This window comes from Pseudoalteromonas sp. B131b (genome assembly GCF_037162545.1).
GTDB classification, from domain to species: Bacteria; Pseudomonadota; Gammaproteobacteria; order Enterobacterales; family Alteromonadaceae; genus Pseudoalteromonas; species Pseudoalteromonas fuliginea.
In genome coordinates this window covers 144,034-164,981 of record NZ_JARLUZ010000002.1, presented here as the reverse complement: position 1 = coordinate 164,981, position 20,948 = coordinate 144,034, and the positions used below count along the sequence as shown (strand labels likewise).

Below are 20,948 nucleotides of genomic sequence, written 5' to 3'. Positions count from 1 at the left end.
TTAACTCGTTTTTTATTTATTTTTATTGATGAATCAACCATAGCTGAGTTCCTATTTTGATTCAATTGATTACTGTATTTTTACGCAGAATATAAAGAAATGTTTGATATTGTTTCAACTGGCGTTTTGGACGGGATTGCGGGGGCTTTAGTGGCTTTATTTTGGCTTAAAAGGGGTGGCCTCTCTTAATGCATCGTGTTTTGCAGCTTTTCTATATTATGAACAAGGCAATACTGTTGCCATTGGGCGTTCACTTTCGCTTGACTCCGTAAGGTCAATTTATTCATGCCTTTATTCACTGTAATATTCCGCTTTTTATTTAAAGGAAAGCAGGTTCAATACAGCCGAATCGTTTGCCATACTTTAATAAACAGCTGTCGCCGTCCGATTGTGCTCTCTATTTTTACTTTCACCTTATTAACATAGTTCAGCTTTTTGCGTGATTCATTATTTATAATAATGCACTCTTCATACTGTTTTTGTTGGCTTTTTTCGTAATAATTAGGATGGGTATCATCCTAATTATCATTCTTGCTGTTCACCTAAGGACGTGTTGTTAGTTGTGTTTTTCCAAAATTTTTGCTGAATCGATAAGTAGCCCTATTTCATTGTACAAGTCAGTAGCCACCATATATCCAGAACAACGGTCATTTAGTTTCCCTAATTTTACCAACTCTACAATTGCACAAAATGCAACATCTGCAGTTTGAAGGTTTCTATCCAAATAGATAAGTTTATTTGAAAGATTTTCTAACTCTACGCAGTCGTCCTTACTGCGTTTGCCATCTAATTTACATGTTGTTTCGTGGACTTGTGAGATCCATGTGAATTCACCACGGACTTGATGTGCCATGAGTAAAGCTATCAAAGCTGATATGAATATAAAGCCAATGATCGATAATATTATTTTTATGCAAGTGATAAATTTCAAACTGAATCCTCTAGGTACAACTAAAGAGTCTTTAGGTTAACTCGTTTTTTATTTTTTTGATAAACAAACCATAGCTGAGTTCCTATTTTGGTTCAATCGATTACTGTGTTTTTCATAGAATATAAAAAGAGTTCGATGTTGTTTTAATAGGTGTTTTGGAAGGAATTACGGGGGTTGAGTTGCTTTATTTTATGTTAAAAGGGCTTAACTATCTTAATGCATCGTGTTTTTCAGCTTTTCTATATTATGAACATAGCTCAGCTTTTTGCGTGATTCATTATTTATAAAAATGCACTCTTCATGCTATTTTTGTTGGCTTTTTTCGTAATAATTAGGATGGATGCCATCCTAATCTTCCACAGATCCACGAACAGGCGCTAAAGAAATTTAAAGCAAATGTAAGGGAACTCACTAACCGCAACTGGGGATCTCAATGACCCTAAAAATTCATAAACTCACTGAGTATTCACGTGGCTGGGGACACTATTACCTAATAGCCAACGCTTATCAGTTAACGGTGGATTTAGATCATTGGATCCGCCGTAGGATAAAAATGTGCTACTGGCGGCAATGGCGTAAACCACGCACCAAAGTACGCAGTTTAATAAAACTGGGTGTTAGCGAACGACTCGCCATAGCCTGTGGTATCACCAGTAAAGGGCCTTGTCGAAGCTCAAAAACAAAAGGAATTAACATTGCGCTAGGCAATGACTATTTAGCGTCACAAGGTTTAGTGTCATTGAGAGATATTTGTATCGGTATTCATTACGGGAGATGAACCGCCCATTGCGGACCCGGATGATGGGTAGTGTGGGGGCTGGAGGTTAGAGACCTCCGGCTACCCGATTAGGCATATATATCTACTACCTCAGCTGGTATTTCTAAACGAATATCGATACGAACTAAATCCCCAGCAGCTGTGTTTTTGAGAGTAGGCGCTTCATCAAATGATTTACATTGAGGAAAAACTACTAAAGATAGGAATGGCTCTTTACGAACAGTATGGTACATCAGAGTTTCACCCAAATCATTGGCCGTCCATTGATTTGGACCACTTAATATTTTTCCTATGGCGTGAAAGACAACCCGAATAGATGAACCGTTATCAGTATCTCCGAATTTATATAGATCAGTGGGATGCCTTATCTCGATACCTATTCTAGTTAACTGCACCCGCAAATCTTTAGGTAGCAACTCTGTAAATCCGCATTTCCAGATAAAACACCATTCGCAATTGCAATCATGGGCAGGCAAACCCTTTTGATTCTGTATTTCTCGGGTAGCCTCTAGGTGAGTAGCTAGCTTCCACTCTGAAATTGGTATTGTGGGTCGCTGTTTCTTCATGAGTGCCTAACGAGCCTGTAGATTAACTCGTTTTTTATTTGTTTTTATTGATGTATTAACCATAGCCGAGTTCCTATTCTGATTCAATTAGTTACTTCGATTTTACGTAAAATATAAAAAGAGGATTTGCTGTTATTTTAACTGGTTTTACAAGGAATTACGGGGGTTTTAGGAGTTTATTTTAGGGGTTCAAACTAAAGCCGACAGCCACTCTAATTGAACAAGTAAATGCACGGTTATTCTCATTTAATCCATTAAATAAGTCAGTTAGCCCTATTAAACCTAAATTACACACATGAAATGGCTGCATGATTCAATTTTAACTTTTTATTAAGTAGTTTAAGTTTTATGCGAATAGTTTTTCGCAGTTACTGATATTCGCTCGCCGTTTTCGGTTAAAAATTTTACAGTAACTTGCTTATTATGACAGCCTGTCTAGTACATCATGAAATACTCGCGAAAGTTTAGGATGGGCGTCTTTGTTACTTTCACTTATGTCATTAAATGTTAATTTTTTTGTCACCAATCTTAAGTAGGTTACTAGGTATTATCATTTCACTAACAATTAGGTTGGTAAATAATATAGGATTACAGTGATGAAAAATTTATTTTTGAAAGTAGTTTTAAGTCTTATTTTGGCGATATCATTTTCAAGTCAAGCCAAAGTATTTACTTGCAGTGGTATTATTACAGACGTATTTTCAACGTTTGATACTTTTGAAGTTCGTTATGAACGAGCTTCTGGATTTGAGCTTGAACCTGTTATTGTATACCCAGAACAGGCATATCTATTAGCACCGGTATTAGTGGCAATAGCTGAAGGAAAAAATGGCAGTGAATACACTTTAATTATAGAGAATAGAGACGGTAATGATAGCCGTTGCCATGATGGTGAAAGTGAGAATGCATTAATTGGTTTATCAAAGATTAACTAATAAGACGTTGTAGCCTTTTAGTCATATTGTTACGACTGAGTGACTTAATAGATTATATCCTGACCTACTAAAATTCAATTTCAGAACTAAGCTAAGAAACTAAGACGTTGAATATAATTTATTTTCTGCTTAATGAGATACATATTTTATGTGGGTTGGGTGTACTACCTTTATGTCAGCTCTGGTCCATGGCTTAATTTTTAAGCGGCATAAAGATAAGTAGTAATACCAATCCGCAATAATACTTAATCAATTTTAGGGATTAAATTTAACGCTAACTGCGTTAAAAATTTCTGATATAGAACAACTAAATAACGAAATTTTTGCCTTGTTATCGACACGATTTTCTAACAGAATCCCGAATTCAGGTTCCAAGTGCACCAAACCTTAAATCACTAATTAATAAAGACCTCTTCAGCTGTCTGATAATTTAGTATTTTCCTTGGGCGAGTATTAATTTTCATTACAACCTCTTGGAGTTGTTCATTAGTTATAGTTGAAAAATCAGTTTTCTTTGGGAAATAACGCCTGATCAGACCGTTTGTATGTTCATTTGTTCCTCGTTGCCACGAACAATAAGGATCAGCAAAGTAAATAATAAAATCTAGTTCTTCTTCCAAAGCTTTAAATTTCGAAAATTCTTTTCCATTATCCAAGGTCAGAGTTAACTGTTTATGCTCTGGAATCTCTTTAAACATCTCTACTGTAGCCGTATTGAATGACTCAGCTTGCTTAGTCTCTATTTTTTGCGCGATTAAATATCGAGAGCTACGGTCAACATGGGTTACAAAAAAACCAGAGCCCTTTTTGCCTTCAATTAAATCACCTTCCCAGTCACCTATTCGGCTTCTGTCTTCGACTATTTTTGGTCGTTCGCTAATACTTACTCTATTCTTAATTTGCCCACGTAAATCGCCATATTTACGTTGTTTACGTCTTTTTTTATGCCTCTTAGCTAAGTCTTTGTATAGCTCTCCACCTGCTTTAAAATCCTTAATCACCCATTGATAGATTGTTTCATGACTGACATGCATTAATTCATCTGAAGGGTTATCCTTCTTAAGCCGACCTGCTATAGCATCTGGAGACCATCCCATTGCTATCTTACTCAGCACAAGCTCGTACAGTGCCTTATTGTTTCTTTTTCTTGCATGCCTAGAGACCTTCCTTCTTGCCATCGCTTTTTCGTGCGCTGCCTCATCGAAATAATCATAGTAGGGTGGCTTATTTCGCTTAACTTCACGCATGATAGTTGCATGGTGTCGATTTAATAGTTTACCAATGGATCGGCAGCTTTCGCCACTGTTGAATCGATAGTAGATAGCTTTTCGTTCGAAACTGTTAAGATGTTCATAAGACATTCTGAATTCCCTCGATAATGAGTTTGGTCGCACTTACTACATTAGCAAATACTTCAGAATGTCATATTTATTGGTGGGTTATGGTCAGTGGTGCACTTGCAAAATGAATTCGGGAATAAACTAGAGAATAAACTAGACAGCCACTCTAATTACGCAAACAAAACGGTGGCAATTTAATTTAATTTTTAAGTTAATAATTTACCTTTTATTGCGGGTTATTTTCATTCCATCCATTAGATAATAGTGAACGAATAGGTCGCTGGTTAAAAACAATCGATTCAAAATAATAGGATTTTCTCCTAAAAAGGGTAATTACACAGTTTAAGTACCTAAAAATAAATATAGCGCCCTGAGATTACTCACTTTATTAACTTTCATTTGTTACTTTTATTTTTTGTACTAAAAAATCCACAGCCGCTTTGACCTTTGGTACTAAGTAGCGTTGTTTTTGATATAACAAGTACACGGCCATTTCGGCGCTTTGCGTTATGGTAAGTTCATGTTCAAACGTAAGCTCTTGCAACTTTCCTGACTCTAGATATGAAGCTAACGCCCATCGGGTAGACATTAAAATACCTTCACCGTTGCACGCCTTTTTTGCAAGCCAAGGTCCATTGTTTGAAATAGCGACAGCAGGACCTGAAACATCATGCCATTGACCATTCATATTGCACAACCAAGGCGTTGGCCCTAATGGAGCTTTAAAATAAAGACCTTTATGATGCTGCAACTCCATCGCGTTCATCGGCACACCGTATTTTTCTAAATAACGGGGTGAAGCGACGGGAATGAATCCATTGTCCATAAGCCTTATTGCAAGTACTCGCTCATTTGGGGCGTAACCGCCACGAATAGCAATATCAACATCATCACGTCCAAGTGTTGATAACTCATCACTTAAACTAACATCTAATATAATTTCTGGGTACAGCTGGCTGAACTCATCAAGTAAAGGAAGTAGGATTTTTTCGCCAAAACCCACCATCGAACTGATACGTAGACGTCCCATTGGGGTAGTTTGGTAACTACGAACAGTTTCATTGCTTTGCTCTAACTGATTTAGTATTTGCTGCATGTCGTTATAATAAATCTGGCCTACTTCAGTCAGCTTTACAATACGGGTCGATCGCTTTAAAAGCGTTGCACCTAAACTTTTTTCTAAATCTGCAACTCGCCTTGATAAAGAAGATGGCGGTACATTAAAAACTTTTGCCGCTTTAGTAAAACTTCCTGTTTCTACTACTTTATTAAAATATCGTATTGCCCGAAGTTGATCCAACTCTTCTCTCCATTAAGTAAATTTGCGAATGCCTTTATTATTGTCTTAAAGGCAAAAGTGATTCGCATTTTCTCTTATATATAACCAAATTAAAACAAGTAATAATGTATTTAGCTTAACAAATGAGGTTTTAATTTGCATTTTTGATGCAATTAAAAAGTACCTTCACATTAATAATGGGAACTGATTTATGATTACTTTGCACGGTTTCGCCGCGAGTAACTATTACAACTTAGTAAAACATGTACTTTTGTATAAAGAACTCTCATTTAAAGAACACCTAATTTATAGTGGTAACGATGACTTATTGGCCATCAGTCCGGTCGGTAAAGTCCCGGCTATTACTACATCTGAAGGACTTAATATTTCAGAGTCGAGTGTTATTTGTGACTTTATTGAAGAAACTTATCCTGAAAATGCGTTATACCCAGAAAATGCCGGAGAACGCGCTGTTGTTCGCCAAATAATGAAAGTAGCTGAACTTTATTTTGAATTGCCAAGTAGACGATTAATACCTTATGTATTTTCAGGCACTGAAGCCCCTGAATCACTAAAAGTTGAAGTACGCCAAGTATTAAGCCGTGGCGTTATTGCCTTAAGTCGATTATGTAAATTTTCTCCTTGTATTGCGGGTGAGCAATTTACAATGGCTGATATTTACGTTTATTACGTTAACACCATTGTCAGTGCTTTTGGCTCTAGCCAACTTGACTGGGATGTACTTGCACAAGTACCTAAAATGAAAGAGTGGAACGATTCGATGAGTCAATCTGCTATTGCCCAAAAAGTAGAAGCGGATCGACAGGCAAATATACCTGAGTTTATGCAAAAGATTAAAACTCAAATTCAAGCAGTGAATCCAAAGTAATATTTTACGCTAAGTGTAATCAAAAAATAACCAATACAATAAAGCGATTGGTTCAACGAACTTAATTATTGACAGGAGTGACCCAAATGACTGATACAAATATTCAACTTACTTCAACTATTAGTGAAAATGGTAAACTAACACTTGCTTTAAAAAACATCGAAATGCCGCAACCTGGCCCCGATGAGGTTGTTGTTCGTCTTGAAGCTGCTCCACTAAACCCTTCAGACTTAGGCGTTTTATTCAGCGCAGCTGATATGTCTACAGCGGTGCAATCAGGTACTGTGCAAAACCCTGTTATTACAGCTGATGTTCCGGCTCAATTTATGCCCTCACTTAAAACGCGAGTTGATAAAGCAACGCCAGTTGGAAATGAAGGTGCTGGGACTGTTGTTGCAGCTGGCTCATCGCCAGCAGCACAAGCATTAATAGGTAAAACCGTAGCTGTAATTGGTGGAGGAACTTATCGTCAATTTATATGTGCCAATGTGCAGAGCTGTTTAGAATTAAAAGAAGGGACTACAGCTAAAGAAGGTGCGTCATCTTTTGTTAACCCGCTTACCGCACTAGCAATGGTAGAAACCATGCGCGCGGAGGGTCATAAAGCCATTATTCATGCCGCTGCAGCTTCTAACCTAGGCCAAATGTTAAACCGTATTTGTATTGCCGATGGTATTGATTTAATAAATATTGTGCGTAAAGCAGAACAGGAAACACTATTACGTAACATGGGTGCAAAATATATTGTTAACTCAAGTAGCGACTCTTTTCTTTCAGACTTAACGGCGGCAATTATTGAAACGGGTGCAACGATTGCGTTTGACCCCATTGGCGGTGGTCAATTAACAAGTGATATTCTTAATTGTATGGAAATTGCTGCAGCTCGTGATATGAAAGAGCACACTATTTATGGCTCTGACACATTCAAGCAAGTTTATATTTATGGTGCATTAGATCGAGGCCCAATTACGCTAAACCGTAACTTTGGTTTTGCTTGGGCTGTAAATGGATTTTTATTATTTAATGCATTAGGTAAATTAGGAACTAATACAGTAATGGCGATGCGCGAACGTGTTGCAAATGAAATTACTACCACATTTGCAAGTCACTACACACATGAAGTGTCATTAGCTGAAGTATTGCATTTAAAATCAATTGCGGCTTACTCTAAACAAGCAACCGGTGAAAAATACTTAATTAAACCTCAGGCTTAAGTGAATTTTAAAGCTCACTATGGTTTAACTAATTGATTTTAAATATGTAAAAGCAGATGCTATTTATAGCGTCTGCTTTTTATTCATTTTTTAAAATAAAAGCAAACGCCATACTCTTCTTAATATTTACCGAATAAAAAATTTATGGAATAATGCAATTTCTCTTGGGGAGTAGCCTACTCAGTACTGTCAATTACAATAAACAACTAGTTAGTGAACTAGAGCACTTATATTTTAATTAATTGATAGACGAGTAAACTTATCAACATAATTGCACCTCACGTGCATGGTAGGTTTGTAATGTTGTAGCAGCATTATCGGCGAGACCTAGGTAGGCACTATCCTCATGGCGGGAGATAGTTGTTTGCCTTGGTTTAATATTCCCGCCTGTAAGTAATATTTATGGAAGTTTTTTTCACATCAACCGTCACAGTAGCCTTAGCTGAAATAGGCGATAAAACACAGCTTTTATCGTTAGTACTTGCCGTACGTTTTCACAATAAAATAGCACTTATTTTAGGTGTATTAGCCGCAACTATTATTAACCATGGCCTCAGTGCTTGGTTTGGAAATTGGCTGAGCAATAACTTTGCAACTCAGTACATGCCATGGATTGTTAATGCTAGTTTTATTGGCGTTGGCCTTTGGCTGCTTATTCCTGATAAGGATGAAGAAATTAGCCATAAGCACGATAAATATGGTGCTTTTTTTGTCGCGTGTATATTGTTTTTTATTGCCGAAGTTGGTGATAAAACACAAATAGCAACCATTCTATTAGGCGCGCAATACCAATCAATTTTGTGGGTTACTCTTGGCACTACACTGGGCATGTTAATAGCAAATGTACCTGTTATTTTTGCAGGTAATGCGCTTTTAAGCCAAGTGCCATTAAATACAGTGCGTGCAGTTTCGGCCAGTGTATTTGTTTTACTAGGGTTATATGGCTTTGCTACTATTTAACCTAAACTCCGGAGAATAAACCTATCTCAAGCAGCTATTTCCAACCTTAACTACATTTAATTTAAAACGAAAGCTCAATATTATTGAGCTTTCGTACTTTTATCTTAGAGGTACTTTGGTATTAAAACTGATATTTTGCAGATAAATATACGCGTCTTGGCTCACCAGGAAAATGCCCAGTACGGTCAATAAAGCCACTCGATGCATATTCTTTATCAAAGACGTTTTTAACTGATATTTGCCATGTCCAGTTTTCTACTTGCGTTTTCCAGGCCATGTTATAAATTGTATATGGTTTAACGTGTGCGCCATCAAGGCTTACTTGTTCGTCAACATAGTCAAGCCCTGCAGCTATTGATGAGTTGATGTTTGGTAAATCGTAGCGCGTCCATAAGCCAGCTGTATTTTGTGGGGCATTTGCAAATTTATCAGTGCCTTCTGCTTGCGCAGAAAAATCTTCACTTTGCTCATTAATACGCGTGTCGTTATACGCATAACTTGCGGTTACAACCCACTTGTCAGTTATATCACCCACTATCTCAAGCTCAAAACCATCACTTTGTACTTCACCTAGGGATTCAAGTTGATCAATTCCCGTGTCGTTTTGCAATAAGCTGGTTTGTAATATATTTTTACGAATAATCTGATACGTCGCAATATTAATGGCTAACGAGTCATCAAGTAACTTAGTACGTAAACCTAGCTCTGTAATATGGCTGTTTTCAGGCTCAAATGGTCCACCAACTTCTTGCGACTGGCTTGCTGCATCTTGCGGTAAAAAACCGGTGCCATATAAAGCATAAGGAAAAAAAGTATCGCTAATATTGTAGCTAGTACCTACCCTAAAAGTAACATCGCTATCAGAGAACTCAACGTTAGATACTTTATCCGTGTCTTCAAAATGATCGTAGCGCAAGCCTGCGGTTATATTCCATTTTTCAGTGATATCTACTTGGTCTTGGATATAAATACCTAACCTTTTTGAGTCTGTGCTTATAATTCGCGGTGTTATATTTTCTAAGTCGTAATTAGCCGCCGATGTTAAACCATATTGTGGATCAATCAGCGAGAGTCCAGGTACAGGGCCGCCTTTACTTTGTTGAGTCGCAGTGCGGTACACGGCATCAAATTTTGATGAGTACCAATCAGAGCCCACTAAAAATATATGTTCCATATTGGCTATGGTTGTTTCAGCAATTAAATTAGCGGTAATACTTAGCCCTTCATTCTCGCGCTTTTGATCTCTAAATTCGCGTTCACTCCAATCAACAACACCATCATTATCGGTATCAGACAAGCCACGTGGCTCATGATAGTTTTGTTGCTCTTCATTGGTAAAATAACGAGTCGTAACATCTAAGCTAAACACATCACTTAATTCGTTTTTATACGTTGCTTGGTATACGTCCGCAGACATTTTTTGATAGTCAGTTGCTTCATTATGATTCCAATCTCTACTTGCAATAAAATCACCATTTTCGTCAACAGGCACACCACGTAAACGTGCTCCTCCTAAATCTTGATCTATATTAGTATATTGCAGCACAAGATTAGACTCATCATTAAAATCAAAGCGATAGCCTAAATCTATAATGGTATTATCTTCTGACGTGTTATATCTAAACGGGTTTTGACTATCTTTGTAAATACCAATTCTGTAAGCTTGCGTTTGCTCATCATTCACGCTACCCGTTGATTCGAATGCGCCACTTATAAAGTCATCATTCCCGATTTCTAATTCAATGGCAGTATTAGCGTCATATTGTGGCTTTTTAGTCATATAGTTAATAATCCCACCAGGATTACCACTTCCATAAACTGCCCCACTGGGACCTTTTAACACAGCAACTTGCTCAATGTTAAATAACTGCGGAACAGCAAAGCCATTAAACGGATCACCTTTTACGCCATCATATAAAATTTCGTCTTGGCGAAATCCTCTAAAAGTGACACCCGAATAGCTAAAACCATTTACACCTGCGATATTACTGTATAAATCGGTAATTTGACGTGCAGCTTGGTCACTTATTAAAGCTTGTGGCAATATTTGAATTGATTGTGGTATTTTTTCTAGTGGAGTATTGGTGCGTGTGCCAAATGCTGACTCTGTTGGTCGATATAATGAAAAAGCGCGACCCGTTACTTCAATAGTCTCAATAGCGTTTTCAGCTTTGTTTAATGAATTAGGTGATGTTTGTTCTACTTCACTAGCGATTACGTTTGCAGAACTAAAAATAATAGATGTGATTGCAAGAGATAAAAGAGAAAATTTCATTAGAATTAAATAGGCAAAAATACGGTGCGGGCATGATAATGAAAATAAATCTCACTTGCAATAACGTAATTACTTAACGAGGCGTGTTTATGATTCGTTATTTGTGCAATAACAGCCCTTTGTGTCAGTAATTAATAACTCAGAATTAAACCCTGAAGCCAAATTAGTAATGACTGTTTCAACAAAGCCACTCCCCTGTGAACACGCTAATCCTTCAGACAATGGCCCTGCATAAACAAATTGCCCGTGCTTATCTATAATGACAGCAGCAGGCGTAGCAGGTACAACTCGCTTCAATTGCTGTGTTAGTTGAACCTGCACAACACCAAGTCCTTTGCTTTTGGCAAAAGTAGTGAGTGAATTTATATGCGGCTTAGCCTGCGTAAAACAGCCACAACTTTCCTCAGTAACGAGTAGCAGCGACGCTGTATCTTTATTGTCCCACACAATCTGTTGTTTAAAATCATTAAACCAACTTTTTTGCATAAATACTTTAGCGCTATCAAAAGTTTTTAACTGCCCTAATTGAAAATACACCAGCCCAGTTATAACAACGCTAAACCACACAATGATAAGTATGGCATTCCAATAATTAACCTTATTTAAATTTGGCAATACTTTGCTCTAGCACGTCAATACTGACATGTATTAATTGTACTTTAGAGGTCAGTTGTTGAACTATTTTAGTGTCTTCATATTGATTTTTTCGCATATGATCAGTGCTCGTAGCTATTTGCGAGGTGTTTACTGCTTGTTCTGCAACAACCTGTGATACCGAATTTGTACTTGTAGATACCGCAGCAATTTGCTCGCTCATTGCAGAAATATTCTCTTTCATTGCAGTACTTATATGTGTTAAATCAACAACAAAATCAACACACTGGCTCATAGACTGGGTTGATGTTTTACTGTTATTAACTAAATCTTTTAATGTAAGGCTAATTTTGTCTGTCGTCGCTTTACTGTTATTCGCAAGTGATCTAACCTCATCAGCAACCACAGCAAAGCCACGGCCGTGCTCACCCGCTCTCGCAGCCTCAATTGCCGCATTTAATGCTAATAAATTAGTCTGTTCAGCAATACCTGATATTTCATTAAGAAGACTTGAAATAACATCCCCAGCGGCAACTAAATGATTAATTTGCTCTTCAGTATGATTTAAAAGAGTTAGTAGTTCTCTACTCTTACTGTCAGTTTGTAGCACTTCATGCAGGGCATCACTTGCGGCTTGGGTGATGTTATCTACTTGATGTTTTAAAATCTCACTTTCTTGCTCTACAAGTTTAAAGCCATGCGCAACTTGGGCACCCGAACTGGCAATATCATCAGTTTGTTGTGTTCGTTGCTGTGCCCCGTCAGCTAATTGAGCCTGTACTTGAATCAACTCTTGAGAGTTACCTTGTAAAGAGTCAGATTGTGTCTGCACTTCTTTAATTACATCAGATAAATAGTCGAGCAACGTATTAAAACCTAAAACAGCTTCACTTTCAGTAGCGTCAGCCCGTAAAGAAAGCTTAATATGAGCAGGGTCTTGCATTATTTGCTCTGTTGCATAGCTTAGCGATAAACCAGCTCTACGCTCTCGTCGTAATGTTACTGCGATATACCCAGCTACGATTACTTCAACTATTGCATACCCGGCATGGATAAGTACCGTTGTAAAAGCAAGTCTGTCAGGGTCGAATACATACACACCTGTATTTTGAGTTTGTAAGTAATAAAAAGAAAAGTGATGGACAGCGACAAATAAAATTGCAGTTATAAATACACGCCATTGTACAAATACGATTAGCATGGGCATTAAAATAAATATTTCAAAATGCACTTCAATCAGACCAAACGTTTGTTGTATATGCAAAAAAGAAAACATCATAGTTGCTGCTGCAACAATATGTGGTGTTATTTGACTATTTACATTTGTGTTGAGTAACCAAATAGGTAACAAACAAAGTGGCAAACCTACAACAAAAGCTTGCATCAACGTATCAAAATATAAGCCTAAAACTATTGATTCAATAAATAGCAGACTAAATATAATTGTAAATAACCTAGAAACATTAGACATAAAAACCTTACTACTTTTGATTTATCAGTTAAGCCCGATTCATACGTAGTTAAACGCCAATAAGTTCATTGGAATCAGGAAAATTTGGTGAATTTATTTATCCGCTTTATTTTTAATTTAAAGCAGGGTCTATTCATTATTTTATTATAGACAAAACTTCTTTAAATGTTGTCGTTGCTGAATTTTTTACCCATTGAAAAATAACAGTTTCAGCACACGAAATTATAGCACCCGCTTGTTGTAATTGATCAATAGCAATTTGCTTATGCTTTTCATTTCTAGAACCAACGGCATCTGCAATCACAATTACGTCAAACCCGCTTTGTAAAAGATCTAAACATGTTTGCAATACACAAACATGTGCTTCAGTACCAACAACAATTATCTGAGGCCGAGCAAACTGCTTCATACTCGCCAGAAAACCAGGTTCGGCACAGGCACTAAAATGTGTTTTATCGAAATAGGTTGCTTTTGGCAAAAGCGCTTTTATTTCATCTTGTGTGCCACCTAAGCCTTTTTTATACTGCTCTGTAATTAAAACGGGTATACCATATATAAGGCTCGTTTGAGCCAGCTGTAAAGTACAGCTCAAGATTGTAGGAAAACACTCTATCGCAGGTGCCAACTTGCTTTGCAAATCAATCACTAAAAGCACACTTTGTGAAGCATCAATATTAAATACCCTACTCATATTTACCTCATGGGTTTATAACACCAGTATTTAAAAGTTAACTTAATTCAATCACCAAAAAATGTTTGACTCATGTATCTTTCATACGAGTCAAAATTTAAATTTATGCTATATTACAATACTATCCTACTTATTATGGGGCGAGTTTATAAGTGTATTGGAGTAAGTTTTTTTCCTCACCATCGCTGTTTGTTTTCTTTGCATAGGAAGTGTATCAGCTTCGCAAAATTATGCTCAACAGCTACAACGCATCTCAACTGATGAAGGCTTATCACAAAGTTATGCACTGCAATCGATTCAAGATGATATTGGTTACATCTGGATTGCCACGGCACAAGGACTAAACAGATATGATGGTTATCAAATAAAAACCTTTGATGGGGGTTTCGACCTAGACCAAGACTACATCAATAAACTGTTTAAAACCCAAGACGGTCAAATAATTGTTTCTACCGATGTATCTGGCGCATACATGATTAACCCGCTGACCCTAAAAACAGAAAAAATTTATTCGGGTCAACTAGATAAAAAACAAACAGATTTCTCTCCTATATCTAGTATCACACAATTAGAAAATACATTTTATTTTGCGATAAACGAAAAAATATTTAGCTTTAATAATGATCAAAAAAAATTAGACTTAAAAATTGCTCTAAAAAATAAAAATTATTACATCAGAGCTCTCAAAATTTACGACAATACACTCTATATAGGTACAGATAATGGACTTTTTACGTATAATTTAAAAACACAAAGTCTGGCGCCGCTGACAATTCACCAACCTAAAAAAACAACAGTCGACAACAATGACATCAAGTTTTTAACAATTGATGATGACTTAGGGCTGTTAATTGGCACTGTGGAAGGGATGTATCGCATTGCATTTAACACCACTAAACAGATTGATCCTACCCAGATTACCACTCTTATTGCTGATTATAATATTTGGGATTATGCGAACACTGTATATGGTGAGTTTATTGCAACTGAAAGTGGCTTGTTTCAATATCACAGAGACACAACCCAATTAGAATTCATTTTAAGCTTTGATAAAAGCAAATTTAACATCACCGAAAATACAATAAACAATTTAATGCTTGATAGATCAGGTGTACTTTGGCTCGCGTCTCGAACACAAGGCGTACTTACATGGGCAACTCAGACTCGTAGATTTAAGCAAATTACCTTACCTAAAAACAATACCATAAATAAAATTTATCAAGATAAAAATCACATTCTTTGGTTAGGCACCAACGATGGTCTAACTCGCTACAACTTAACAACAAAAGACAGTAAAACATACTTGCAATCAACTGACTCTAAAGCGGTTTATGGTGAATATTCCGTATACGACATTTTTCCTTCTCAGCTTGATGATAAGTACCTCTGGTTAGTGCGGTTTAATGGACTGGATCTATTTGACAAAAGCACCGGCAAAATTATCGAAAAAAGAAACCAGAAAAAAGTGGCGTGAATGGTGATAATTTATATGGGTTTTCCCTTTCAGCTCCGATGTTTTTACCTATATGTCTAGTGAAAACTTTTATATCTATAGTGGAAAAACAGGAGAAAGCAGAGTAATCAATGGATTGAAAGACAAAGTAAACCCTCTAAAGGCTTATACATTTCACCAACCATTGAAATCGCATCCTAAAGAGCTGCTATTGAGCACTGCAAAAAGACTATATCGCTATAATGAGAAAACGCAAAAGCTCACCACTATTTTTCAATCGAACAGCACTAAAGATAATGTTTTTCATACAGTAGAAAATATTTACCTTGATGAAGCTCGTGATACTTTGTGGCTAGCTACTACTCAGGAAGGGCTAATTGGTGTAAACCCAAGTACGTATCAAAGAAAACATTATATAGGCTTAAAAAACACACTGAGAACTGATTCTATCTATTCGTTGCTTGCAGATGATCACAACGGATTTTTATGGGTTAGTAGTAATAATGGTTTATATCAACTCAATTTAGATACGCTTAATACTAATACTTACACAATAGAAGATGGTTTAAGTACAAATGAATTTGAGCCAATTTCAGCCGTTAGACTGCAAGATAATCAGCTCGCATTTGGCAGTAACTCTGGACTACAGGTATTTGATCCATCTGATTTTATCACTACCAGTTCAAAGAGTAGCCTTGAAATTACTGATATAGACCTATTTTCAAAAAGCCTAAGTTATTATCCAAATGAATACACTAACAAGCCATTAATGCTTAGCCATAAAGATATGGGCCTGATGATTAGCTTTTCTATCTTTGATTATCAAAACAAAGACAAAGTACGTTATAAAGTCACTTTATCAGGACCAACCTTGCTTACCTATGATGATTTAAAAGTAAATAAAGTCTTTTTTACTAAATTACAACCCGGCGATTACTCTCTCACTGTATCGGCATACACCAGAGATGGAGTTAATATAAGCATACCAAAAACATTCAACTTTAATGTAGCGTATGCCCCTTGGCAATCACCTATTGCCTATACTGCCTACTTATTCGGTATTATCATCATTTTGTCTTTACTTTTTGGCAGTATCGCAGTCGCCAAATTGTGATTGGAAAAGCTCACAGAGCGACGATCGATTCGCAAAAGCAAACTGAGCTTGCGCTTAAAAATAATAAAAGCGGTGTATGGAACTATTACTTTAAGGATAACTCTGTAAACACACAACGCGGAAAAGAGCTAGGTTATTTAGACTTACCTAAACGTATTCAACTAGATGATTTTTTAGCCTTGATACATCCAGATGATCGCCGACAAATTGAGGGGCAATTACTTTCATATGCTCAGCAAAACGATACGCTAAGCTTGCAAAATAATTGGCAAGCTACATATAGATTACGCCATAAAACAGGTCATTGGTTATGGTATCAAGACCTTGGCCAAATTGTGTATAAACCACAATCCTCTGAGCCTTTGTATATTTCAGGTATTTATACAAACATTACAGAGCAGCGAGCCAATGAACAACAAGCGGCTATTCTTGGTCAGGTTTTTAGTCAAATAACCGATTGGCTATTGATCCTTGATGATCAACTTATGCCTTTTTCAGCCAATAATAGCTTTATTAATACATTTTCAAACAAAAAATCTATTGCCGAATTAAACCCTAAACTTTTCATTAAAGCGATAGGTAAAGCCAAGTGTAAAGAATATTCAGCAATATTAAAGGCGTTAAAGCCAACACAAAATTGGCGTACAGATGCCTATATCAACACAGCAATAAACAATGAACATCCTATACATATAAGCGTTACAGCAGTAGCAAAAGACACCAATGACGTAAGCTACTACGTTGTCGTTATTTCTGATTTAACCGAACAGAAAAACGCAGAAAACGAGCTTCGCTATCTAGCAAACTTTGATCCCCTAACACGCTTACCAAACCGTAGTTTAATGCATCAAAAAATAGAAAAAGCGATTAATCATGCAGACAAAAGTAATAAGCAATGTGCACTACTATTTATCGACCTTGATAAATTTAAACCCGTTAATGACTCATTTGGGCATGCCGTAGGCGATAAGCTACTTTGTAATATTACAGAACGCGTAACAAATATACTGAGTAACAAAGCAACACTTGGCCGCCAAAGTGGTGATGAATTTTTAGTACTGATAAAGCATGTAGATTCACTAAAGTCGCTTACTGAGACAGTAAAAAAATTAGCCGCGAATTGGCAAGCAAAGTCATTATTGAGGATTTCTCTATCAATATATCTGCCAGTATTGGTGTTGCCCTTTATCCATTCGATGCTATAAATGCAGATCTACTGATCCGAAATGCTGATGTTGCGATGATGCATGCAAAGCAAGCTGGCAGAAATGGATTTAAATTTTTTAGTGAAGAAATGAATGAAGAAATAAAACAAAAGCTTATTCTTGAAAATGATTTAAAAGATGCCGTAAAAGACAATCGGTTTTTTAATCATTACCAACCTATAGTTGATATAAAAACAAAAACTATTAATGGCGTAGAGCTACTGATGCGCTGGGATAATAAAGGTCAATTAGTGTCACCTGCTTTATTTATCCCTATCGCAGAAGAAACAGGATTAATAGAAAAACTTACAGAGCAAGCAATGAAACGAGCACTTATTGAGCTTGCTCCAATTCTGAGCAATAACCCATTGTTTTATATTTCTTTGAATTTATCACCTAAACATATTTTAAAAGCGAATATAACTGAGCGGCTACTCTATATATTAGCAAAATCACAAATATCACCAAGGCAGATCAGACTTGAAATTACAGAAAGTATTTTACTTGAAGACAAATTTAAAGCAGCTAAACAATTACAAAACTTAAAAGCAGCTGGTTTTAAATTACTGCTAGATGACTTCGGCACGGGTTACTCGTCATTAACGTACTTAAGTCAGTTCCCTATAGATGTAATTAAGATTGATCAAAGTTTTGTTAATAGTATTGGTATTGATAAAGACGATGAATCTATTATTAAAACCATATATTCGTTAGCTGAAAACTTAGAGCTTTATTGCATTGCTGAAGGTGTTGAAACACAAGAGCAAATGATATTTTTAGCAAATATAGGTTGCCATGTACTACAAGGGTATTACTTTGCAAAGCCAATGAGCGCCAAAGAGTTACGCAAAAATAGTTGTTTTGAAGAAATTTTGGGGTTAATTTAATTTTACTAATTCGCATGCGAATAAAATCACGCCCAGCATGTTCATAAATTAATGAACATGCGTATGCTCAGCATGGCTCTCTATTTGCAACACACTACTTTTAACATTGAATTTGTCTGACAGCACTTGCTCTACTTTTAAGCGACACGCTTCGTCGTGTTTTTCAATAGTGCAGTGCTGTTTAAGTACAACATGGGCACCAACTACGATCCCTCTATACTTACGAGTAACAGTGACATTATGCACATCATGCACGTGCTCCATATGCGTAATTTCGTTTTCAATATCAATTGCTTTTGGTAACTGCGCTTTATTTAAACGTAAACCTTTAATACAACTAATAATTACTTTAATACCAGTAAATAAAACAAACGACGCAATCAACATGCTCGATAGAATGTCAATTACATCCCAGCCAGTAAAATAAATAAGCACACCAGCAACAAAAGTCGATACAGTAGAAATTAAATCAAAAAATGAGTGTAAGAATACGGCATAGATATTAATACTTGCTTTGCGTCCTTTGTATAAAACCCAAGCAGCTGCGCCATGAAACAAAAACCCGATCCCCGCAATTACCGACATTAAATAACTATTAATAGCAAGCTCATGCCCCTCACTATGATGCATGAACCGTTCACCGCCTTCATACAAAATAATTAAGCTAATAGCTAAATACAAAACACCATTTACAAGTCCACCTAATAACTCAGCCCGTTGATGTCCATCATTATAGGTTTTAGCAAAATGAATCGCTAAGCTAGACGCAATTAAAGCAATAAAAAGTGAGCTATTATGGACAAATAAATGACCCGCATCAGCAAGTACCGCAAGTGAATTTGAATAATAAGCCCCGATGACTTGAATAACCATAAATGAGCAAGTGATAGCCAGGGCAATCAGTAGCCTACGGCGTGAAGCTTGGTGTGTAGTGATCTCTGTCATGAAGTGCTTGAATTACCTATACTTAAAATGCAAGTAAGCCATTAAAAGGCTCAACTGGAAGGAGTAATGATATACAGTATCAATTGTAATACTTTACGCACTTAAACGCACTAAAAAGTTAAGTAAATAGATATAATAATTTTGTCTCGTTATGGGGTGGTTTTCTCATTGTTAAATAGCCCTATATTTAAGTAAATTAATATACACTTATTGAGTTACATCCAATATAAAACTGAGAATAGAATATTTTTGTGGAAGTAAACTTTTCGGTTCGTGCAGTAAAAATTGATAAAATTAAAATGCCAGCACTTTCAAAAAATGCTATATCACCCCACTTCTCTAGTGCCTATTTTTGTGGTTAAAACGCCTTAGTAGTGATAATCTACACACGCTGAAATTATAAACAATACAACTGCTCAGCGTTTAATTATTATAAGGAATGTTTAAATGGATCCAGTCACACAAATTCTCGATATGGTTTTTACTGTTGAGGCTTTTTTACTTGTTTTTGTTATCGTGCTTTTAAAAAGTAGCGTTAAATTTGTACCACAAAATCGCGCTTGGTTAATCGAACGTTTTGGTAAGTACCAATCAACTAAAGAAGCTGGCCTTAACTTTATTATTCCATTTATTGATAGAATATCGGCTGATCGTAGCTTAAAAGAACAAGCTCAAGATGTACCATCGCAGTCAGCTATCACTAAAGATAACATCTCACTTATAGTTGATGGCGTACTGTACTTTAGAGTACTAGACCCGTACAAAGCAACGTATGGCGTTGACGACTATACGTTTGCGGTTGTACAACTTTCGCAAACAACCATGCGTTCAGAATTAGGTAAAATGGAGCTTGATAAAACATTTGAAGAGCGTGATTTACTTAATACAAACATTGTTGCAGCTATAAATCAGGCATCTGAGCCTTGGGGTATTCAAGTACTTCGCTACGAAATTAAAGATATTGTGCCGCCTAACTCTATTATGGAAGCGATGGAAGCACAAATGAAAGCTGAGCGTGTTAAACGAGCTCAAATTTTAGAGTCAGAAGGTGATCGCCAAGCAAATATCAACGTTGCTGAAGGTAAAAAACAAGCACAAGTACTTGCTGCTGAAGCCGACAAAGCCGAGCAAATTTTACGCGCTGAAGGTGAAGCAACAGCTATTACTACGGTTGCAGAAGCACAAGCAAATGCACTTATTAAAATAGGTGAAGCCGCAGATACAGAGCAAGGCCAAAAAGCAATTCAGTTAGACTTAGCAACTAAAGCAATCGCTGCTAAAGAAGCCATTGCTCGTGAGTCATCAATTGTATTACTGCCAGACAACGCGACAGATGCAAGTTCAATGGTTGCCCAAGGTATGGCAATCATTAATAGCTTAAATAAAAAGCATCAGGGTTAATAACTAAATAAAGAGGTTTG

General features: G+C 36.6%; 17 protein-coding genes and 3 pseudogenes. 10 read left to right on the top strand and 10 right to left on the bottom strand.

The annotated features are described in order from the left end of the window. Positions 1-185: 185 nt before the first annotated feature. Positions 186-455 (bottom strand): annotated as a pseudogene (locus tag P4S65_RS21975) (transposase); the annotation flags it as partial. A gap of 101 nt (positions 456-556) precedes the next feature. Then, positions 557-931 carry a hypothetical protein gene (locus P4S65_RS18690; RefSeq protein ID WP_337120849.1) on the bottom strand — a complete coding sequence of 125 codons (375 nt, stop codon included), beginning with the start codon at positions 929-931 and terminating at the stop codon, positions 557-559. Between the two features lie 359 nt (positions 932-1,290). Here P4S65_RS18690 and P4S65_RS18685 point away from each other — a divergent pair. After that, a pseudogene (locus P4S65_RS18685) lies at positions 1,291-1,709 on the top strand (group II intron maturase-specific domain-containing protein); the annotation flags it as partial. A gap of 68 nt (positions 1,710-1,777) precedes the next feature. On the opposite strand, the gene P4S65_RS18680 reads toward P4S65_RS18685, so the two are convergent. Further along, positions 1,778-2,275, bottom strand: coding sequence for a hypothetical protein (locus P4S65_RS18680; RefSeq protein WP_337120848.1), 498 nt, complete (start codon positions 2,273-2,275; stop codon positions 1,778-1,780). 635 nt (positions 2,276-2,910) lie between these two features. On the opposite strand from P4S65_RS18680, the gene P4S65_RS18675 reads away from it, so the two are divergent. Beyond that, positions 2,911-3,210, top strand: a complete 300-nt coding sequence (locus tag P4S65_RS18675; RefSeq protein ID WP_242401456.1) for a hypothetical protein — start codon at positions 2,911-2,913, stop codon at positions 3,208-3,210. 395 nt (positions 3,211-3,605) lie between these two features. Here P4S65_RS18675 and P4S65_RS18670 read toward each other — a convergent pair whose 3' ends face one another. After that, complete coding sequence (locus P4S65_RS18670; RefSeq protein WP_337120846.1) at positions 3,606-4,571, bottom strand: IS30 family transposase; 966 nt, start codon at positions 4,569-4,571, stop codon at positions 3,606-3,608. 367 nt (positions 4,572-4,938) lie between these two features. Further along, positions 4,939-5,850, bottom strand: coding sequence for a LysR family transcriptional regulator (locus tag P4S65_RS18665; protein WP_096794444.1), 912 nt, complete (start codon positions 5,848-5,850; stop codon positions 4,939-4,941). Between the two features lie 190 nt (positions 5,851-6,040). On the opposite strand from P4S65_RS18665, the gene P4S65_RS18660 reads away from it, so the two are divergent. The 3 genes from P4S65_RS18660 to P4S65_RS18650 all read left to right on the top strand — a co-directional run bounded on the left by P4S65_RS18660 (position 6,041) and on the right by P4S65_RS18650 (position 8,892). Continuing rightward, the gene (locus P4S65_RS18660; RefSeq protein ID WP_007375605.1) at positions 6,041-6,718 is read left to right on the top strand and encodes a glutathione S-transferase family protein; all 678 of its coding nucleotides are present in this window, start codon (positions 6,041-6,043) and stop codon (positions 6,716-6,718) included. Between the two features lie 86 nt (positions 6,719-6,804). Beyond that, on the top strand, positions 6,805-7,932 hold the full coding sequence (locus P4S65_RS18655) for a zinc-binding dehydrogenase (protein ID WP_007375606.1): 1,128 nt from the start codon (positions 6,805-6,807) through the stop codon (positions 7,930-7,932). Positions 7,933-8,334: 402 nt separating this feature from the next. Further along, positions 8,335-8,892 (top strand): TMEM165/GDT1 family protein, encoded by a 558-nt coding sequence (locus P4S65_RS18650; protein ID WP_096794442.1) that lies wholly within the window; start codon positions 8,335-8,337, stop codon positions 8,890-8,892. A 121-nt stretch (positions 8,893-9,013) separates the two neighbouring features. On the opposite strand, the gene P4S65_RS18645 is transcribed toward P4S65_RS18650, so the two are convergent. The 4 genes from P4S65_RS18645 to P4S65_RS18630 all read right to left on the bottom strand — a co-directional run bounded on the left by P4S65_RS18645 (position 9,014) and on the right by P4S65_RS18630 (position 13,923). Beyond that, complete coding sequence (locus tag P4S65_RS18645) at positions 9,014-11,167, bottom strand: TonB-dependent siderophore receptor (protein ID WP_096794441.1); 2,154 nt, start codon at positions 11,165-11,167, stop codon at positions 9,014-9,016. Between the two features lie 87 nt (positions 11,168-11,254). Beyond that, on the bottom strand, positions 11,255-11,782 hold the full coding sequence (locus P4S65_RS18640) for a DUF6436 domain-containing protein (protein WP_007375609.1): 528 nt from the start codon (positions 11,780-11,782) through the stop codon (positions 11,255-11,257). Then, complete coding sequence (locus P4S65_RS18635; protein ID WP_033030742.1) at positions 11,766-13,232, bottom strand: methyl-accepting chemotaxis protein; 1,467 nt, start codon at positions 13,230-13,232, stop codon at positions 11,766-11,768. The genes P4S65_RS18640 and P4S65_RS18635 overlap by 17 nt, the downstream gene beginning before the upstream one ends. A gap of 136 nt (positions 13,233-13,368) precedes the next feature. After that, positions 13,369-13,923: an isochorismatase family protein gene (locus P4S65_RS18630; RefSeq protein ID WP_007375611.1), complete on the bottom strand. Its 555-nt coding sequence runs from the start codon at positions 13,921-13,923 to the stop codon at positions 13,369-13,371. 472 nt (positions 13,924-14,395) lie between these two features. Here P4S65_RS18630 and P4S65_RS18625 point away from each other — a divergent pair, with 472 nt between their 5' ends. The 4 genes and pseudogenes from P4S65_RS18625 to P4S65_RS18610 all read left to right on the top strand — a co-directional run bounded on the left by P4S65_RS18625 (position 14,396) and on the right by P4S65_RS18610 (position 18,582). After that, positions 14,396-15,397, top strand: coding sequence for a two-component regulator propeller domain-containing protein (locus P4S65_RS18625; RefSeq protein WP_337120843.1), 1,002 nt, complete (start codon positions 14,396-14,398; stop codon positions 15,395-15,397). A gap of 190 nt (positions 15,398-15,587) precedes the next feature. After that, on the top strand, positions 15,588-16,490 hold the full coding sequence (locus tag P4S65_RS18620) for a hypothetical protein (protein WP_337120842.1): 903 nt from the start codon (positions 15,588-15,590) through the stop codon (positions 16,488-16,490). Next, positions 16,487-17,700, top strand: a pseudogene (locus tag P4S65_RS18615) (diguanylate cyclase domain-containing protein); the annotation flags it as partial. The gene P4S65_RS18620 and the pseudogene P4S65_RS18615, both read left to right, overlap by 4 nt. A gap of 30 nt (positions 17,701-17,730) precedes the next feature. Further along, positions 17,731-18,582, top strand: a complete 852-nt coding sequence (locus P4S65_RS18610) for a putative bifunctional diguanylate cyclase/phosphodiesterase (RefSeq protein ID WP_442961895.1) — start codon at positions 17,731-17,733, stop codon at positions 18,580-18,582. Positions 18,583-18,630: 48 nt separating this feature from the next. On the opposite strand, the gene P4S65_RS18605 is transcribed toward P4S65_RS18610, so the two are convergent. After that, positions 18,631-19,527: a cation diffusion facilitator family transporter gene (locus P4S65_RS18605; RefSeq protein ID WP_096794438.1), complete on the bottom strand. Its 897-nt coding sequence runs from the start codon at positions 19,525-19,527 to the stop codon at positions 18,631-18,633. A 447-nt stretch (positions 19,528-19,974) separates the two neighbouring features. Here P4S65_RS18605 and P4S65_RS18600 point away from each other — a divergent pair, with 447 nt between their 5' ends. Beyond that, positions 19,975-20,928, top strand: a complete 954-nt coding sequence (locus P4S65_RS18600) for a slipin family protein (protein ID WP_007375614.1) — start codon at positions 19,975-19,977, stop codon at positions 20,926-20,928. Positions 20,929-20,948: the final 20 nt, after the last annotated feature.

Excerpts from the sequence above, each read along its gene's own strand:
- P4S65_RS18630 (WP_007375611.1), bottom strand. The coding sequence starts at position 13,923 with ATGAGTAGGGTATTTAATATTGATGCTTCACAAAGTGTGCTTTTAGTG.
- P4S65_RS18680 (WP_337120848.1), bottom strand. The coding sequence starts at position 2,275 with ATGAAGAAACAGCGACCCACAATACCAATTTCAGAGTGGAAGCTAGCT.
- P4S65_RS18635 (WP_033030742.1), bottom strand. The coding sequence starts at position 13,232 with ATGTCTAATGTTTCTAGGTTATTTACAATTATATTTAGTCTGCTATTT.
- P4S65_RS18655 (WP_007375606.1), top strand. The coding sequence starts at position 6,805 with ATGACTGATACAAATATTCAACTTACTTCAACTATTAGTGAAAATGGT.
- P4S65_RS18670 (WP_337120846.1), bottom strand. The coding sequence starts at position 4,571 with ATGTCTTATGAACATCTTAACAGTTTCGAACGAAAAGCTATCTACTAT.
- P4S65_RS18625 (WP_337120843.1), top strand. The coding sequence starts at position 14,396 with ATGATTAACCCGCTGACCCTAAAAACAGAAAAAATTTATTCGGGTCAA.
- P4S65_RS18645 (WP_096794441.1), bottom strand. The coding sequence starts at position 11,167 with ATGAAATTTTCTCTTTTATCTCTTGCAATCACATCTATTATTTTTAGT.
- P4S65_RS18660 (WP_007375605.1), top strand. The coding sequence starts at position 6,041 with ATGATTACTTTGCACGGTTTCGCCGCGAGTAACTATTACAACTTAGTA.
- P4S65_RS18650 (WP_096794442.1), top strand. The coding sequence starts at position 8,335 with ATGGAAGTTTTTTTCACATCAACCGTCACAGTAGCCTTAGCTGAAATA.
- P4S65_RS18610 (WP_442961895.1), top strand. The coding sequence starts at position 17,731 with ATGATGCATGCAAAGCAAGCTGGCAGAAATGGATTTAAATTTTTTAGT.
- P4S65_RS18600 (WP_007375614.1), top strand. The coding sequence starts at position 19,975 with ATGGATCCAGTCACACAAATTCTCGATATGGTTTTTACTGTTGAGGCT.
- P4S65_RS18605 (WP_096794438.1), bottom strand. The coding sequence starts at position 19,527 with ATGACAGAGATCACTACACACCAAGCTTCACGCCGTAGGCTACTGATT.